The organism is Bacillus luti (assembly GCF_009739945.1).
In the GTDB taxonomy this organism is placed as follows: Bacteria; Bacillota; Bacilli; order Bacillales; family Bacillaceae_G; genus Bacillus_A; species Bacillus_A luti.
In genome coordinates this window covers 1823657-1839750 of the sequence record NZ_CP040336.1, presented here as the reverse complement: position 1 = coordinate 1839750, position 16094 = coordinate 1823657, and the positions used below count along the sequence as shown (strand labels likewise).

Below are 16094 nucleotides of genomic sequence, written 5' to 3'. Positions count from 1 at the left end.
ATTTCATTTATAGTAAAAAGTGCTCTATACTATAAAATGTAGACAACCTATGGGATGTACGTTGTCCAACAAAATTCCGCACATATGAGAGGAGTCTATAAAACTATGCGCTACGTTATTATAACAGGAACTTCACAAGGTTTAGGGGAAGCTATTGCCACGCAATTGTTAGAAAAAAATACAACTGTCATCTCTATTTCTAGAAGAGAAAATAAAGAACTTACTAAACTTGCAGAACAATATAACAGCAATTGCATTTTTCATTCCCTAGATCTTCAAGATGTACATAACTTAGAAACTAACTTTAAAGAGATCATTTCATCTATAAAAAAAGACAATGTATCCTCTGTTCATTTAATTAATAATGCGGGCACAGTTGCACCTATGAAGCCAATTGAAAAAGCTGAAAGCGAACAATTCATTACGAACGTTCACATTAATTTACTTGCACCTATGATTCTTACATCTACGTTTATGAAACATACGAAAGACTGGAAAGTAGATAAACGCGTTATTAACATTTCATCTGGTGCAGGAAAAAATCCTTACTTTGGCTGGGGCGCTTATTGTACAACGAAAGCTGGTGTAAATATGTTTACACAGTGCGTAGCAACTGAAGAAGTGGAAAAAGAATATCCAGTAAAAATCGTCGCTTTTGCACCTGGTGTTGTTGATACAAATATGCAATCACAAATTCGTGAAACAAATAAAGAAGATTTCATAAATTTGGACCGCTTCATTGCATTAAAAGAAGAAGGAAAACTATTATCACCTGAATATGTTGCGAAAGCTATTCGTAACTTACTAGAAACTGAGGACTTCCCTCAAGGCGAGGTTATTAGAATTGATGAATAACAAAAAGGTGTGCTAAAATAGCACACCTTTTTGTTTTACTTCTCTAAAAATATGAGCACAGACTCCGCAATTTGCTCATAACCAATTTCTTGATAAATTTTATTCGATGTCGGATTCGCCAAATCAGTATATAACGTAGTTGTCTTGTACCCTTCGTCTAACATACGTTGACTAAGTGCTGCTACACAACTAGATGCATACCCATTTTTCCGCGCTTCTTTTGGCGTATACACAAAATTAACTGTTATATTATTTTTAGTTGGACGTGTTTTTGCAGCTACAGAAACAAGTTTTCCGTCTACTTCTAGACCGAATAGATGATGATTATTGATTAATGTATGTGCCGTTTGTTCCGCTTCTTCTTGTGTAGTTGGGAGCTTCACATCTTCGCAAAATTGATATATCCATTTTTCTATTAATGGTAGCTCATCACTGTTTACTTCTCGAAAAACCCCATCCTTGTTCCACTTCTGCTTAACTTGTTCTAATGCATACACCCCTTGCTCCATTACAACATTCGTTTTCTTATTTTCTAACGTCGCAATCTCTTCCGCTAATTGTTGTAAAACTTTTTTATTACCGATCAATCCGGGAATATCCGGATATACTTTCTTTAACTCTTTTGCAAGTTCTTCGATTGCAACTCCCGAAATTTCAGAAGTTGCAACAATCATTTGTATCTTCTCTCCTGTTTGAAGAAATACAACTGCAATTTCTTCCCCTCGTTTCGCTACGCCCATAAATACCGCTTCTGTAATATCTTGTAAAACACCTAACATTAAATTATTTTCTTGCTCATTCTCTTCTAAAAATGGTGTAACCTCTTCTTTAAAATTAAGTATCTCTTCATATACATATAATTGAATCATCGACAATCTCTTCTCTCTATTTATAGTTTAATTAAGTATTGGCGATTAATTCATTAAATCCTTCTTTTACGATTCAATAATATTCAAAACTAACGCATTCAAATCATTTTCAGCTTGTAAAATTCTCTGTTTTTCCTTTTCAAATACCTCTTCTTCTTTTTGAAACGACTCTTTTCGTTTTTTAATCATGCGCTCCATTTCTTTTTTACTCGGTCCACCGTATACATTTCTCTTTTGAATAAAATCTTCTGGCGATATAATTTCTTTCCACTCTTTTTCTAATAAATTTATTTTTAATTTTTCTTGTAAGTATACATTAACATCTTTCAAATGTAATTCATGAAGCTCTTTTTTCTGCTCCAATGACATATTTGCAATCGCACTTGCTGCATGATGCGCTTGCCGAAACGGAATGTCATAGTTTTTTGTTAAAACATCTGCAAAATCAGTTATCGTAATTGCATGTTTATAGGAACGACTTTTTAACGTTTCCTCTTCTACTTTCATCGTTCGAATGACTGCATTCATTATACAAAAAACACGAATGGTCTTTTCGATTCCTTTATATAAATACGGCTGCAAGTCATCTTCCGTATCGACAATGTCACCAAATGGTGTATTATGAATCATTTGAAAGACTGTAAATGCTTCTCCTAAAGCGCTACTCGTAATAGCACGCGCATGCTCAATTGAAACCGGATTTCGTTTTTGCGGCATAATACTACTAATTTGTACATATGGCTTCGCAACAGTAATACCATTATATTCTTTCGTTGCTAATAATAATAAATCATGAATCCATCTACTCGTATTTGTCATCATTACCATAAGTAACGAGCTAACCTCTAATAAATAATCCGCTCCAGCAACTGCATCATATGAATTCTCGATTACATTTGTAAATCCAAGTAAATGGGCAACTCGTTCTCGTTTAATTGGGAAACTTGTTGTAGAAAGAGCAGCTGCTCCCATCGGGGACTGATTTAAAAGTTTGTACGTTCTTTTCATTCGGTCTAAATCTCTTTGCATCGTATCATAAATCGCTAATGTATAGTGACCAAATGTTGTTGGCTGTGCTGGTTGTGTATGTGTATAAGCTGGCATAATTGTTTCCTTATGATCATCTGCAAGTTGCAATATACTTTCTTGCAATAATAAATGATGTTCCATTAACCGTAGCACATATCGCCTTAAACTCATACGATACATCGTAACGCCCATATCATTTCTACTTCTACCAATATGCATATTACTTACAAAATCACATTTTGCTTCTTGAAAAATTAAATGTTCTACTAAAAAAAAGAGATCTTCATGTTGCTCTGTATATAGCAATTGATCTTTTGACATTCCTTCTATCTTCTTTAGTGCGTTTAATATAACTTTAGCTTCTTCCTTTTTCATTAAATTTTCTTCCGTTAGCATCGTAATATGCGCTTTGTGCACTTGAAACATATCTTTCAATAAGTAGTTACGCTGAAATTCAAATACATGTTGTAATACGCAATCTACATATGTTTTCCCAGGGAAATCAGCGCCTTCACTCTTTATAAACTCTTCTTTACTTTGTTTCATCACCTTTCCCCCTCTCACCTAAGTATTACTACCCATCATACCCAGAGATGGCGAAAAAGTGCTTGTACATAAAAATAAACTCGGCGCTTTAAGCACCGAGTTTACTTAATAAAAGTCGCATCATACTTATCACTTTGCAACACTTGGAAATGTAAGTTTGCTAAATGTTTCCGTATTTCTGCACTGTCGTCCTCATTTAAATCATTTGCTAAGAACACTATTTCTGTACAGTTCCCGCGTTTATCCATCGCATAAACTGCTTTTGTAACTGTCCATGGCGTATAACCATTCTTCTGTCCTGCATGTCTAAATGTTTTACGATATTTCTTAGCACTCATATCTGTCTCAACGATATTCGCCCATACTTTTTCTTCTGCTTCTGTCAGGCCACCTTTATGATTTGCCTTTTGAAGCAGTACCATATAATCGTTTGCAGAAGCAGCCGGCAATCTATCTGACCAAATTTTGTCGTAACGTTCCTCCAAATAAAGAGGAATTTCCTTCTGCAATAATGGTCCTTTCTGTTTTAAGCGTTCATGAATAATCATCGCATACTCACGATATTGCTCTTGAGACATTTCTTTTAATTTTTTCTCTATTTTATATTTCGGAACATGTAGTTCTTTATGCAAATATCCAGGGATGTATAAAGATGAAACAATCGGAAATAGTGGTTGATGTGCAGGAAGCGATAAACTTTTTAAATTTCGATTAATGTTATCTAATCCTAGTACTTCCATTAAATATTCAGCATTTGCATTCGAACTAAACTTAACCATTCCTTTTGCCACTTCTTCTAAAGAAACCGCTCCTTCAGTTATCTTGCCTGTTTTCTCCAAATACCGTTGCCATCTATCTTGCGCACCACCATCTGTATTCGGTACATAATACCGATTCACATCATTAATGGAAACGAAACTAGACGGGTCAATTTTCCCTTCTGTAACTTGTTTCGTATATTCAAGCGCCACTATTAACTTCATCGTACTAGCAACTGGCAATACAATATTTGGATTTACCGAATAAACAACTTTATCATTTCTCTTTACTAAAAGCGCGCTATTTTTTTCATCTTTATGTTCTTCAATAAAAGATGCTATATACTGTGCATCATCATTATTTGAACTCCAAACTGTTTTCACTAAAAAATTACCCGATATTAGCAAAACGAAAATACCCACAATCACTGCGCATACTATAGTTTTTTTCAAGTAAAATTCCTCTCCTATTGTGTCACTCTTCTCTATTTATCTTTAAAAAACAAAATAATGGAGATGGTTATTTGAATAACCATCTCCATTATTTTAACTTGTATGCTCCTATTATGTCTACGTCATGATTTTCACAAAATCCTCAAGGAATTGTTTATAATGTAATGACCAACCAATTCGCACCCAATTTTTCAAGGCTTTTGAGTCAGGTTGAGGACGGAAATCTGCAATACTTTCTCCTTTTGCAATGCCAACTGTATCTACGTCGACACGACGATATACATAATCTAATAGAGACGGATTCGCCGCAACCATCATTGTAACAACGTCATGTACTGGACTACCTGTTATTTTCGGGTTTAACTTTTTATACGCTTTATAATAATACGTAAATATCGGCTCGATTAACTTATTAAAACTCGTTTTAGAGTGTTTCGTAATATATTTCACCATTTCTGGTGTAATAATTGCTTCAGATGTAACATTAAGTGGCACTAATGTCACATTCTTAGCATTTTGCATAACTAATTGTGACGCAATCGGATCACCATGAAAATTCGCCTCTGCGACTGGTGTCACATTGCCAGGCATTAAAAAAGCACCGCCCATTATATAATATTCTTTCACATACTTCATCATCGGTTTTTCTAAAATAAAAGCTGTCGCAAGCGTCGTTGACCTGCCGGCATCAACAATGATTAACTCTCCCTTATACTTTTCAAGAATATCAAAAAAAGCACAAAAAGGTTTTATGTTCGGTGAAAAAGTTTTTGGAGGTTTAATTGGTCCTAATCCATCTGCCCCATGAATTTCTGGATAATACGTTGTAACATCTCCAGATAAAGGGATTTTCGCACCATTAATAACAGGTATATCTTCTCGCCCTGCCATTTTCAATAAATACGCCGCGTTGCTCGTTGCTTTTTCTTGCGTTACATTTCCATATCCCGTTACAACACCAACAATATCAATATCAGGATGCATAATTCCATACATGATGGCTAAAGAGTCATCAATTCCTGGGTCTCCTAAAAATAATACTTTTTTCATCGACCTCAACTCCATCCCCTCGATTGTTATTAATTTATGAATAGCCATACATATACAGAATAAAAAAGAACAAATTTATACGAAAAAACGCAGCCCTATACGGACTGCGTTCTCCATTTTATCTAGATTTTTTTCTTCATGGTAACCATGCTACCAATGATGTAAGCAATAAATGCAAAGCAGATTGGGAAAACAACTGTATGTATACCGAACGGATTTGGATAGAAAAGATGAACACACATATATGAGCCTACCCCAACTAAAATGGAAGCGAGTGCCCCAGTTGCATTCCCCTTTCTCCAATATAACCCTAACACAATCGGCCAAATGAAAGCCGCTTCTAATCCACCGAATGAAAATAAATTTAACCATATTAAAAAATCTGGTGGCTTAATCGCTGCTGCATAAACGAGCAGCCCTACGATACCAGTAATCCACAGACTTCCTTTTTTTATTGTACTGTCTGCCGCATCTTTATTTATGTAGTTGACGTATATATCTTTAATAATCGACGAACTTACAAGTAACAATAACGAGTTTACTGTAGACATAATCGCTGCCATTGGTGCAGCTAAGAAAACTCCAGCTAACCAAGGTGGTAACACTTCCATCGCGAGTAGCGGCATAACTTTATCCGGTACCGTTATACCCGGAAGTACTACTCGTGCAAATACACCCGTTAAATGCATACCAATCATAATTGTACCCACAACAATCGTTCCAATTATAAGCGCTTGATGCATCGCTTTTGAATTTTTATACGACATTGCACGCACGCTAATTTGCGGTAAACCAACAACGCCAATTCCAATTAAAATCCAAAACGATGTCACATATGATTTCGTTAAACTACCATCTGCTCCAAACGGTGTAATTAAATTCGGATTAATTTGAACAAGCTCTTGCATAATCTTCTCAATTCCACCACCAGCAATGACAGTAGCAATTAAAATGATTGTCGTTCCAACTAGCATAATGATGCCTAACAGCGTATCTGATAAAGCGACTGCACGAAATCCACCGATTAATACGTACACAAGTACAGAAAAAGTAAATAAAAATAATGCTGTTGTATAAGATAAACCCGTTAGCGACTCAATTAATCTTCCACCGCCAACCCACTGGGCTACTGTTGCTGAAAATAAAAAGATAATAATACATAACGCAGAAAGGATCACGACTGCTTTATTATTGTATCTTCCCTTTAAATAATCGATCAAAGTAATTGCTTCCATCTTCCTAGCGATAATGGCGAACTTTTTACCGATAACCGTTAATACGATATATCCAGTTACAACTTGAATCGCTGATAATAGTACCCATCCAAGCCCCATATTGTATGCTATACCAGGCCCACCAATGAAGCTACTTGCACTACCGTACGTAGCAATCATTGTCATTGCTAATAATAAACCGCCAAGCTCACGCCCACCCAGAAAGTATTCTTGCAAAAATTTATTTTGTGCCGTTGCTTGTACACGCCTTGAAGCATAGACACCAATTAAAAATACAACGATAAACGAAATTATCATTGGAATGATTACATACCAATTCATCTATTATTCCTCACTTTTTTCTTCCTCATCGAGTGAAATATCTTGAAATACAAAACGAACAACTAAACTAAGCAAAATAACCATAACGACAAATCCAACAATACAGCTATAAAAAAACCATGCTGGAAAACCGAATACGTATGTATAATCACTTGGGTTTTTACTGCCAAGCCCATAAGCAAATCCGTACCATATTATAAAATTAATAATAGCCAGTCCAAGACCAATTAATGCTTCTCTATGGGCGATTCGAAAGCGTGGATCATCATGATAATCCTTCATTTCTCTCCCTCCTCTCACGATGTATTATTGTACCATTGTTCTTCTAGTTTTTCCTACTAGAAAGCAAAAACAAGCAGGATTTTTTATCATCACATAGAAGACTCTCTTACATTACATATTTTTTACAATTGTAACACAAATGAAATTTGAATTTTCAGCATTTGTTAATTATGATTTTAATTAGAGGCTTTCCATCTAGTTCCCACATCCTTGATTTCGGAATAAACGCCGTCTCGTACTGCGTTTACATTATATTTTCAAGGGGGTTATACAATGAGTCAACTAGCTGTAAATCTTCATGAAAAGGTAGAAAAGTTTCTTCAAGGCACGAAAAAGTTATATGTGAATGGATCTTTCGTTGAAAGCGCTTCCGGCAGAACATTTAAAACACCTAATCCAGCAACCGGTGAAACACTTGCCGTCGTTTCTGAAGCTGGTCGCGAAGATATTCATAAAGCTGTAGTTGCAGCTCGCATGGCTTTTGATGAAGGCCCTTGGTCTCGCATGAGCACAGCTGAGCGAAGCCGCCTTATGTACAAATTGGCTGATTTAATGGAAGAACATAAAGAAGAGCTCGCACAGCTCGAAACGTTAGATAACGGAAAGCCAATCCGTGAAACAATGGCAGCAGACATACCACTTGCAATAGAGCATATGCGCTATTATGCTGGCTGGGCTACGAAAATCGTTGGTCAAACAATTCCTGTTTCCGGTGATTATTTTAACTATACACGCCATGAGGCTGTTGGTGTGGTTGGTCAAATTATTCCTTGGAACTTCCCACTTCTTATGGCAATGTGGAAAATGGGAGCAGCACTTGCTACAGGATGTACAATCGTTTTAAAACCTGCAGAACAGACTCCACTTTCCGCTCTATACTTAGCTGAATTAATTGAAGAAGCTGGATTCCCGAAAGGTGTTATTAATATCGTTCCTGGATTTGGTGAATCAGCTGGACAAGCTCTCGTTAATCATCCACTCGTTGATAAAATTGCATTTACTGGTTCTACTCCAGTTGGTAAACAAATTATGAGACAAGCATCCGAATCATTAAAACGCGTTACACTTGAATTAGGCGGTAAATCACCAAATATCATTTTGCCAGATGCTGATTTATCTCGCGCGATTCCTGGTGCACTTTCTGGTGTTATGTTTAACCAAGGACAAGTATGTTCTGCTGGATCACGCTTATTTGTTCCGAAGAAAATGTATGATAATGTCATGGCTGATCTCGTCCTCTATTCTAAAAAACTAAATCAAGGTGTCGGTCTTAACCCTGAAACAACAATCGGGCCTCTCGTTTCCGAAGAACAACAAAAACGTGTAATGAGCTATATCGAAAAAGGAATTGAAGAAGGTGCTGAAGTACTTTGTGGAGGAAGTAATCCATTCGATCAAGGTTACTTTGTTTCCCCTACAGTATTCGCTGATGTAAATGATGAAATGACGATCGCAAAAGAAGAAATTTTCGGTCCAGTTATTTCGGCAATACCGTTTAACGATATTGATGAAGTAATTGAACGTGCGAATAAATCACAATTCGGCTTGGCAGCTGGTGTATGGACAGAAAATGTTAAAACAGCACACTATGTTGCAAGTAAAGTACGCGCAGGTACAGTATGGGTAAACTGTTATAACGTCTTTGATGCAGCATCTCCATTTGGAGGATTTAAACAATCTGGGCTTGGCCGTGAAATGGGCTCTTACGCATTAAATAACTATACAGAAGTGAAGAGCGTGTGGTTAAACTTAAATTAACGAAAAAGAACCTGACCTATCCGGTCAGGTTCTTTTCAATATGTATTCCTTTAAACTTGTAGCCCTCCGCTCACATTCAACACTTCTCCTGTAATATAGGATGCATATTCTGACGCTAAAAAGGCCGCTGCGTTCGCAATATCTTCTGGCGTTCCAATTCTACCAACTGGAATCGCTCCAACCATCTTTTCTTTCACTTTTTCTGGTATCGTTTTTGTCATATCTGTATCCATAAACCCTGGACAAATTGCATTACAAGTAATACCGAAACTTCCAACTTCTTTCGCCGCTGTTTTCGTTAAACCTACAACTCCTGCCTTTGTAGCCGCATAATTCGCTTGTCCAATATTCCCATCTCTACTAATAGAAGAAATATTAATAATCCTTCCATACCCTTGCTGTCTCATATAAAGAAGTGCTGGTTGCATGCAATAAAAAACACCGGTTAAGTTTACTTGCAGTACTTGTTCCCAAGAAGACTTCTCCATTTTATGTAACATTGCATCTCTTGTAATTCCAGCATTATTCACCAAAATATGTAATGTACCGAATTTTTGAACCGCATATTCAATTAACGACTTCGCTTCATTTTGATTACTCACATCGCATCGATATAAGCTCACTTCATATCCTTCATCCGATAACTCACGTGTCGTTTTTTGTAGCTTCTCTTCATTTACATCACTAATTAATACTTTCGCCCCTAGTTTTGCATAAACCCTCGCAATCTCTTTTCCAATTCCCTGTGCAGCTCCTGTTACAACAGCTGTTTTCCCATTTAGAAACTCCATCCCTATCCCCCATTTCTATTACTTATACTGTATATTTCGGCTCGTTGCTTTCCAAATCCTCTTTGTATAAAAAAGTCTATTTGTGTCAAACTAACTTTGCAACGTCGCATAAACACAAGGAGATTGTGTCGAATGAACAAAAAAAATTTCAAACAAAACAAAGCTACTGATGGCATTGATGTAGAGTTCTCTCGTGAACTTGCTGACCACGATGACTTAGAAGCAAACGCACGTGCAAATGCCGCTGATGCACGTCAAAAACGCCAGTCAACAGAAAAATAAGGAAAGCACAACCTTATTCTTTTCAACAGGGACCTACTACCCAACAAAATAAACCGAGAGATATCTCTCGGTTTATTTTCTATATTTTTTTATATAATGTGCCAAAGTAAGTAACGGATATATATGGGCATAGCTATGATAACGAATATAAAACCCACCTGGTAAACCTGTTCCAGTAGGATATTTTTCATTCACATAAGGATTCGCAAGTAAATATGAAATACCTTTTCGAATAATTGGTGTTTCATTATCATAATAAGAAATGAGAGCATCTAACGCCCATGCCGTTTGAGAGGGTGTACTAAATGGTAAAGTAACGAACCTTTTCTCCACACTACTGTGGCAAGATTCTCCCCAACCACCATCTTCATGCTGTATATGTTCAAGCCATAAAGCTGCTCGTTTCATTGATGGATTGCTAGATGGAATTCCGAGTGACCGTAAACCTGTCATAACAGCCCACGTACCATATATATAACAAATCCCCCATTTCCCATACCATGATCCATTTTCCTCTTGTACATTCATTAACCAATTTATCGCACTTTGTTTTTGTTTCTCAGGTAATTCATTTTGCGCATATGTCCCGAAAAACTCTAATACCCTCCCTGTAATATCTGGTGTAGAAGGATCTGTAATCATATCACTTGCATTTTCGATTGGTAAATTTGCTAATATATTGCTCGTCACACCTTTTTCAAAAGCTCCCCAGCCACCATCATTATTTTGTAATCCTTTAACCCAATTAATCCCTTTCGGCCAAGCATTATCTACCTTTTCGTTCCCTCTACTTCTTGCCAACGCTCTTAACACAGCTGTTGTATCATCAACATCTGGAATTGTCGTATTCACATCCGAAAAACCCCAACCACCTGGAGTAAGCGCCGGAGCATGTACGCTCCAATCAGCTTTTTGTGTATGTTGTTTTTTTAATAAATATGTTGCTGCATGTTGAATCATCTTGTCATCTTTCGGAAAATGGGCCTCTTGTAACGCATAGCTGATTAAAGCCGTATCCCATACTGTTGAAGGAGAGTTTTGCAAATGATCCCCCCTTTCCATCTTCCATATATAAGATGTTATCCCGGCTATTGCCTTTTGAATCATTGATGATTGAAGAGAATACCCTAACGCGAGTAAAGCATAAATCATATAAAACGAGGCAGTTGCGTAACTATATAACGTTCCATTTTCATCAATACGTTCTTTCATAAAACGTTCGACTTCCTCATATCCCTTATGATGTAACGAGAGTGGATATGAGATAATTTGTTTTACATCACTTACTAACGTTTGAAACATCGGAGACCGATCCTCCCGAAACCATTCTCCGCCCCCGCCCGCAATGTGATTTAAACTTGGCAATAACTTTTTACCTACTCGAAATCTTTTATTTAAACACAGCATCATCGGAATTAAATGGATACGTGCTGAGCTACTCAATTCAAATATACTGAGGGGGGAATCATTCTGTAGAAACATGATTGGTGTTGGTAAATGAAAGAGTGAAGGATATTCATATTCTCCATGAATCGCTAATAAAAACTTCGTCATAAAATGAGCACGCGCCACGCCTCCGCGTTCCTTAATAAAATTTTCCGCTCGCTTCATATTCGCATCTTCTTTTGTATATTTTTTCGAAGCAAGTAAGGCAGCATAAGATTGAATTGTAGCTGATAAATTACCTCCCACTTCATCTTCATACAATTTCCATGTCCCTTCATTCGTTTGAAGTGATGCTAATCTTTTTACAAACGGTTCTATCTCTTTATCTCTACCTAATAATTTTAATAAAAAAATCATATGGCAATCTGTTAGCGGAGCTCCTTCAAAACAAAATCGCCACGTACCATCTTGCTGTTGCATCGTTTGAAGTGCAGTTGCTCTTCTCGCTATTTCTTCATGCACTTTTTCATATAGTAACAAGTTATTCACCCATCCTTTCGAAATCCGTATAACGATATTCAAGAAGGTAGCTGAATATGTATGAAAATAAAGAAAAGCAGAACATATAGTATGTTCTGCTCATAAGCAATATCCTACTCCGACAATAACCCCTAATAAAGCACCGACTACTACTTCATACGGTGTATGTCCGACAAGCTCATTTAACTTCTTATATTCTGTTTGTCTACCGTGAAAAAACTCATTCAATATTTTCGCTTGTTTACTTACGGCAAGCCTTACTCCTGAGGCATCATACATAACAATAATGGCAAAAATAGCAGCAATGGCAAACATGGAACTTTCCACGCCTTCCACAACTCCAACACCTGTCGCAAGCGCTGTAACAGTTGAAGCATGAGAACTTGGCATACCACCTGAAGCGAAAAACTTTGCAAAATCAAATTCACCCGTTTTGACTAATTTAAAAACTACTTTCGTAAACTGTGCTAAAAACCACGAGATTACAGCGGCCATAAGCGGATCATTATGTAAAATTGTTTCCATGTTCTCAGCTCCCTACTAGCTATAATGGAAATTCTATATAATATAAGTATAAAGAAAAATGCGTAGAAAATACTACGCATTATGATACTTTTGCTGATTTATTTTTTATAAATTTTGGTTGTTTCTGCACTAAGAACTTTGTTTTCGCTACCGAGAATACAAATAATGCAACCCATATACAGAAAAATGCAATCATATGAGTAGATGTGAAATGTTCACCAAATACGAATACACCCAAAATTAAACTAATCGTTGGCGCAATATACTGTAAAAAACCTACCATATAAAGCGGAATAAGTTGCGCTCCTTTTGCGAAATAAAAAAGTGGTAACGCTGTAACAATGCCTGCTCCAATTAAAAGTAATGTCGATAGCATTGAAATAGAGCCAAAGGACCCGAAACCATGTACTCCTGTCATAATGAGATAAATGAGCGCAAACGGTGTCACTAACATCGTTTCCATCGTCAGTCCAATTGTTGCATCATAATTCAACAATTTTTTCGTTAATCCGTATAGTCCAAATGAAAAAGCAAGTGATAGAGAAACCCACGGAATAGATCCGAAACGTACTGTTAAAATGATAACCCCTAATCCAGCTAAACCAACTGCAACATATTGCCAAAAGTTTAACTTTTCCTTTAAAACGACTGTCCCAAGTAAAATACTAATAAGTGGATTAATATAATAGCCAAGACTTGCTTCAATGACATGATTATGATTTACGGCCCATATATAGACAAACCAATTTCCACTAATCAAGACTGACGCTATTGTTAATGACATTAATAATTTAGGTCGTTTAAAAAGGTTCACAAACTCCCCAATAAATTGACGAAATCTCTTCGTCACACCTAAAACGATTAACATAAAAACGAACGCCCAAACGATGCGGTGCGCTAATATTTCATCCGCTGGAACTTCCTCAACCCATTTCCAATAAATCGGTAGAATTCCCCACATCGTATAAGCACCAGCCGCATATATTATCCCTTTTTTTTGCTGTGCTGTTTGACTCCCCATCTTCCATTTTCTCCTCTTCTTTTCTCTTTTTTCTTTTTTCTCCATTATACGGTCTCACATGCTTACTTTACCAATAATCAATCCGCAATTCTTTCGACACTTCTCATACAACCCAAAATAAACATACTGTTAGAACGACAAGTAATGGTATACCGAAAACAAATTTCTTTTTATGTGTTTTATGATGAAACATATACATACCAATCCAAGCCCCAACTGCTCCCCCAGCTGCTGCTGATAAAAATAGCGTACTTTCTGGTGTTCTCCACTGTTTCTTCTTCGCTTTTCGTTTATCAAGCCCCATAAGGCTAAAAGCTATAACATTAATAATAATAAAATAAATCCATTTCATCGCTTTCTCTCCCTATGAAAAATTCGCTTAATGGTAACATGAAAAAACGATGGAAACAACTGAAGAACGCTTTTTAGCATGCTAGTTTAGTTGGTTGCTCTTAATTCATTACTTTCATATTTACATAGCCAATAGAAAGCGCGATTACAGCTATTAAAAAGAAAGATATTATGAGTATATATTTATATTTCTTTTTCATTTCCTTCACCTACTGTAGTCATATCACCCCAAAAGCTTCTCTCAATCTCTTTCTCATCGAAATGAAGCACTACAAGTAAACCAACGTATAAAGAAACCAAATTTAAAAACCATTCCCCATTATCATCTTTCTTAGCTAGACATTTAAATATCTCTTGAAATTGCATGCGTTCATCTGAAGTAACAACCGGTCGCACACCAAAATATTTCAATACGAAATGTAAATCCATCTGCACGGATAATGATAAAATATATTTTAATAGCTCCGTATACTCTGCACTATCTTTTTGACTATACAACTTCACAAGCTTTTGATGTAAATGAGGAATCGATAATGTTACGTCATTCATTTTTGTTGCTTCTATCGTTTCAATCATCTTTTTCATATTCATCACATTCACCCCTCCTGGAAAAATTCTAAAGCCAAAGAGTATTTACCTTACCTTATAATGTGCAATAATTGTGCCTTTCTCGTCTCTCGTTCTTCTTCACTAACTAAATCATACTTTTTTAGAAGATGAAAAATATCATTTAATATTTCCTGTGAATGATTCCCTTGTAAAAATCCCTTTAATCCTATAAAAATCTCTTCAGATAAAAAACTCTTCTGACTTTCAAGCTTATTCATCACATCTTTAATAGAATGATCAATGTTACATGCCATACTAAACTTCCTCCCCTATCCTCTATAAATAATATCCTCCGCTAACGATGTAAATATTTCTCCAACAAGAGAATCTTCATCATATACAGATGAACCGTTATTTTCTTCACGTTTTGCAAAAGGTATTTTGGCAATTACTTCTGTTTGCAATTGTTCTGCAAGCATTTCACCGCCACCTTTTCCGAAGAGGTAATTTTTCGATCCATCTTGTTCTTCATAATAAGCCATATTTTCTACAATACCTAAAATCTCATGATTCGTATGCTTTGCCATTACACCGACTCTTGAAGCGACGAATGAAGCTACATTGTGCGGAGTTGTAACGATTATTTCTTTCGCCTGCGGGATCATCGCCGCAACATCAATGGCAACATCTCCTGTACCTGGTGGTAAATCAAGCAGTAAATATTCTAAATCTCCCCAGTGCGTATTCGCAAGGAAATTTTGAATCCATTTATTTAACATCGGTCCGCGCCACATCACTGGATTATTTCCTTCTGTAAAAAATCCCATCGACATGATTTTAACACCGTGACTAACAACTGGAATTGCCGTTTGATCAATCATAGTTGGTTTTTGATTCGTTTCCATCATAGCTGGAATACTAAAACCATATATATCTGCATCTAATATCCCCACCTTTTTGCCCATACGAGCTAGTGCAGCTGCAAGATTAATTGTCACTGTTGATTTTCCCACTCCGCCTTTTCCGCTCGTTACAGTAATAAACTGCACTCCTGAATCCGGGCGAAGCATGTTCGGCATACCAGTTTCTGTTCTAGTATTTTTCTTTAACTTCTCTGTTAAAACTGCACGTTCTTCACTTGTCATAGAACCAAATGTTAAATCCACTTTAGAGGCACCAATTGCATGAAGTGATTCTTCAATATCTTGCTGAATTTTTGCCTTTAACGGACAACCTTGAATCGTTAGCACTACTTCAAGTTTAACCTCAGTTCCATTCATTTGTATATTTCTAACCATGTTTAATTCTACAATACTTTTGTGTAACTCCGGATCCTCCACATGTTTTAAAGCATTCATGATTTGTTCATGAGTAAGCATAGCGCTCATCCCTTCCCGTCTTCTTAACTTATTTATAACATCATGTCCCAATACAGTTTTTTGTAATACATCAATCTAGCTATTTTTCAACCAATGAGAAATGACTCATCGTAT

At 36.4% G+C, this 16094-nt stretch carries 17 protein-coding genes; 3 read left to right on the top strand and 14 right to left on the bottom strand.

The features are described 5' to 3' along the window. Positions 1–105: 105 nt before the first annotated feature. A complete protein-coding gene (locus EUC40_RS09425; RefSeq protein ID WP_156574616.1) occupies positions 106–855 on the top strand; it encodes a (S)-benzoin forming benzil reductase in 750 nt (249 codons plus the stop codon). Between the two features lie 35 nt (positions 856–890). Here EUC40_RS09425 and EUC40_RS09420 read toward each other — a convergent pair whose 3' ends face one another. The 6 genes from EUC40_RS09420 to EUC40_RS09395 form a co-directional block, all read right to left on the bottom strand. After that, positions 891–1724, bottom strand: coding sequence for a GNAT family N-acetyltransferase (locus EUC40_RS09420; protein ID WP_156574614.1), 834 nt, complete (start codon positions 1722–1724; stop codon positions 891–893). Between the two features lie 66 nt (positions 1725–1790). Continuing rightward, positions 1791–3299, bottom strand: coding sequence for an argininosuccinate lyase (gene argH, locus EUC40_RS09415; protein ID WP_156574612.1), 1509 nt, complete (start codon positions 3297–3299; stop codon positions 1791–1793). 101 nt (positions 3300–3400) lie between these two features. Beyond that, entirely contained in the window at positions 3401–4510 is a 1110-nt protein-coding gene (locus EUC40_RS09410; protein WP_071711409.1) for a serine hydrolase, read from the bottom strand. A gap of 117 nt (positions 4511–4627) precedes the next feature. Further along, positions 4628–5560 (bottom strand): nucleoside hydrolase, encoded by a 933-nt coding sequence (locus EUC40_RS09405; protein ID WP_071711408.1) that lies wholly within the window; start codon positions 5558–5560, stop codon positions 4628–4630. Positions 5561–5682: 122 nt separating this feature from the next. After that, the gene (gene panF, locus EUC40_RS09400; protein ID WP_151628317.1) at positions 5683–7116 is read right to left on the bottom strand and encodes a sodium/pantothenate symporter; all 1434 of its coding nucleotides are present in this window, start codon (positions 7114–7116) and stop codon (positions 5683–5685) included. A 3-nt stretch (positions 7117–7119) separates the two neighbouring features. Continuing rightward, a complete protein-coding gene (locus tag EUC40_RS09395; protein WP_071711406.1) occupies positions 7120–7398 on the bottom strand; it encodes a YhdT family protein in 279 nt (92 codons plus the stop codon). A 273-nt stretch (positions 7399–7671) separates the two neighbouring features. Between EUC40_RS09395 and dhaS the strand changes: the two genes are divergently transcribed. Beyond that, a complete protein-coding gene (gene dhaS / locus EUC40_RS09390) occupies positions 7672–9156 on the top strand; it encodes an aldehyde dehydrogenase DhaS (protein WP_156574610.1) in 1485 nt (494 codons plus the stop codon). Between the two features lie 50 nt (positions 9157–9206). Here the strand turns inward: dhaS and fabG are convergent, their stop codons facing one another. Further along, complete coding sequence (gene fabG, locus EUC40_RS09385; RefSeq protein WP_071711404.1) at positions 9207–9947, bottom strand: 3-oxoacyl-ACP reductase FabG; 741 nt, start codon at positions 9945–9947, stop codon at positions 9207–9209. A gap of 132 nt (positions 9948–10079) precedes the next feature. Between fabG and EUC40_RS09380 the strand changes: the two genes are divergently transcribed. Continuing rightward, positions 10080–10229 (top strand): YfhD family protein, encoded by a 150-nt coding sequence (locus tag EUC40_RS09380; protein WP_001035807.1) that lies wholly within the window; start codon positions 10080–10082, stop codon positions 10227–10229. Between the two features lie 72 nt (positions 10230–10301). Here the strand turns inward: EUC40_RS09380 and EUC40_RS09375 are convergent, their stop codons facing one another. The 7 genes from EUC40_RS09375 to EUC40_RS09345 form a co-directional block, all read right to left on the bottom strand. Further along, the gene (locus EUC40_RS09375; protein WP_156574608.1) at positions 10302–12155 is read right to left on the bottom strand and encodes a terpene cyclase/mutase family protein; all 1854 of its coding nucleotides are present in this window, start codon (positions 12153–12155) and stop codon (positions 10302–10304) included. Positions 12156–12254: 99 nt separating this feature from the next. Then, complete coding sequence (locus EUC40_RS09370; protein WP_000447814.1) at positions 12255–12680, bottom strand: divergent PAP2 family protein; 426 nt, start codon at positions 12678–12680, stop codon at positions 12255–12257. A 79-nt stretch (positions 12681–12759) separates the two neighbouring features. Continuing rightward, on the bottom strand, positions 12760–13701 hold the full coding sequence (rarD, locus tag EUC40_RS09365) for an EamA family transporter RarD (RefSeq protein ID WP_156574606.1): 942 nt from the start codon (positions 13699–13701) through the stop codon (positions 12760–12762). Positions 13702–13804: 103 nt separating this feature from the next. Further along, on the bottom strand, positions 13805–14053 hold the full coding sequence (locus EUC40_RS09360; RefSeq protein ID WP_071711401.1) for a DUF1294 domain-containing protein: 249 nt from the start codon (positions 14051–14053) through the stop codon (positions 13805–13807). 182 nt (positions 14054–14235) lie between these two features. After that, positions 14236–14643 carry a nucleoside triphosphate pyrophosphohydrolase family protein gene (locus EUC40_RS09355; RefSeq protein WP_071711504.1) on the bottom strand — a complete coding sequence of 136 codons (408 nt, stop codon included), beginning with the start codon at positions 14641–14643 and terminating at the stop codon, positions 14236–14238. 47 nt (positions 14644–14690) lie between these two features. Continuing rightward, a complete protein-coding gene (locus tag EUC40_RS09350; protein ID WP_156574604.1) occupies positions 14691–14915 on the bottom strand; it encodes a group-specific protein in 225 nt (74 codons plus the stop codon). Positions 14916–14930: 15 nt separating this feature from the next. After that, entirely contained in the window at positions 14931–15980 is a 1050-nt protein-coding gene (locus EUC40_RS09345) for an Mrp/NBP35 family ATP-binding protein (RefSeq protein ID WP_156574602.1), read from the bottom strand. Positions 15981–16094 lie beyond the last annotated feature (114 nt).

Bases quoted from the DNA above. Each gene is read 5' to 3' on its own strand.
- EUC40_RS09425 (WP_156574616.1), top strand. From the start codon at position 106: ATGCGCTACGTTATTATAACAGGAACTTCACAAGGTTTAGGGGAAGCT.
- EUC40_RS09420 (WP_156574614.1), bottom strand. From the start codon at position 1,724: ATGATTCAATTATATGTATATGAAGAGATACTTAATTTTAAAGAAGAG.
- argH (WP_156574612.1), bottom strand. From the start codon at position 3,299: ATGAAACAAAGTAAAGAAGAGTTTATAAAGAGTGAAGGCGCTGATTTC.
- EUC40_RS09405 (WP_071711408.1), bottom strand. From the start codon at position 5,560: ATGAAAAAAGTATTATTTTTAGGAGACCCAGGAATTGATGACTCTTTA.
- panF (WP_151628317.1), bottom strand. From the start codon at position 7,116: ATGAATTGGTATGTAATCATTCCAATGATAATTTCGTTTATCGTTGTA.
- EUC40_RS09395 (WP_071711406.1), bottom strand. From the start codon at position 7,398: ATGAAGGATTATCATGATGATCCACGCTTTCGAATCGCCCATAGAGAA.
- dhaS (WP_156574610.1), top strand. From the start codon at position 7,672: ATGAGTCAACTAGCTGTAAATCTTCATGAAAAGGTAGAAAAGTTTCTT.
- fabG (WP_071711404.1), bottom strand. From the start codon at position 9,947: ATGGAGTTTCTAAATGGGAAAACAGCTGTTGTAACAGGAGCTGCACAG.
- EUC40_RS09380 (WP_001035807.1), top strand. From the start codon at position 10,080: ATGAACAAAAAAAATTTCAAACAAAACAAAGCTACTGATGGCATTGAT.
- EUC40_RS09370 (WP_000447814.1), bottom strand. From the start codon at position 12,680: ATGGAAACAATTTTACATAATGATCCGCTTATGGCCGCTGTAATCTCG.
- rarD (WP_156574606.1), bottom strand. From the start codon at position 13,701: ATGGGGAGTCAAACAGCACAGCAAAAAAAAGGGATAATATATGCGGCT.
- EUC40_RS09360 (WP_071711401.1), bottom strand. From the start codon at position 14,053: ATGAAATGGATTTATTTTATTATTATTAATGTTATAGCTTTTAGCCTT.
- EUC40_RS09355 (WP_071711504.1), bottom strand. From the start codon at position 14,643: ATGAATATGAAAAAGATGATTGAAACGATAGAAGCAACAAAAATGAAT.
- EUC40_RS09350 (WP_156574604.1), bottom strand. From the start codon at position 14,915: ATGGCATGTAACATTGATCATTCTATTAAAGATGTGATGAATAAGCTT.
- EUC40_RS09345 (WP_156574602.1), bottom strand. From the start codon at position 15,980: ATGCTTACTCATGAACAAATCATGAATGCTTTAAAACATGTGGAGGAT.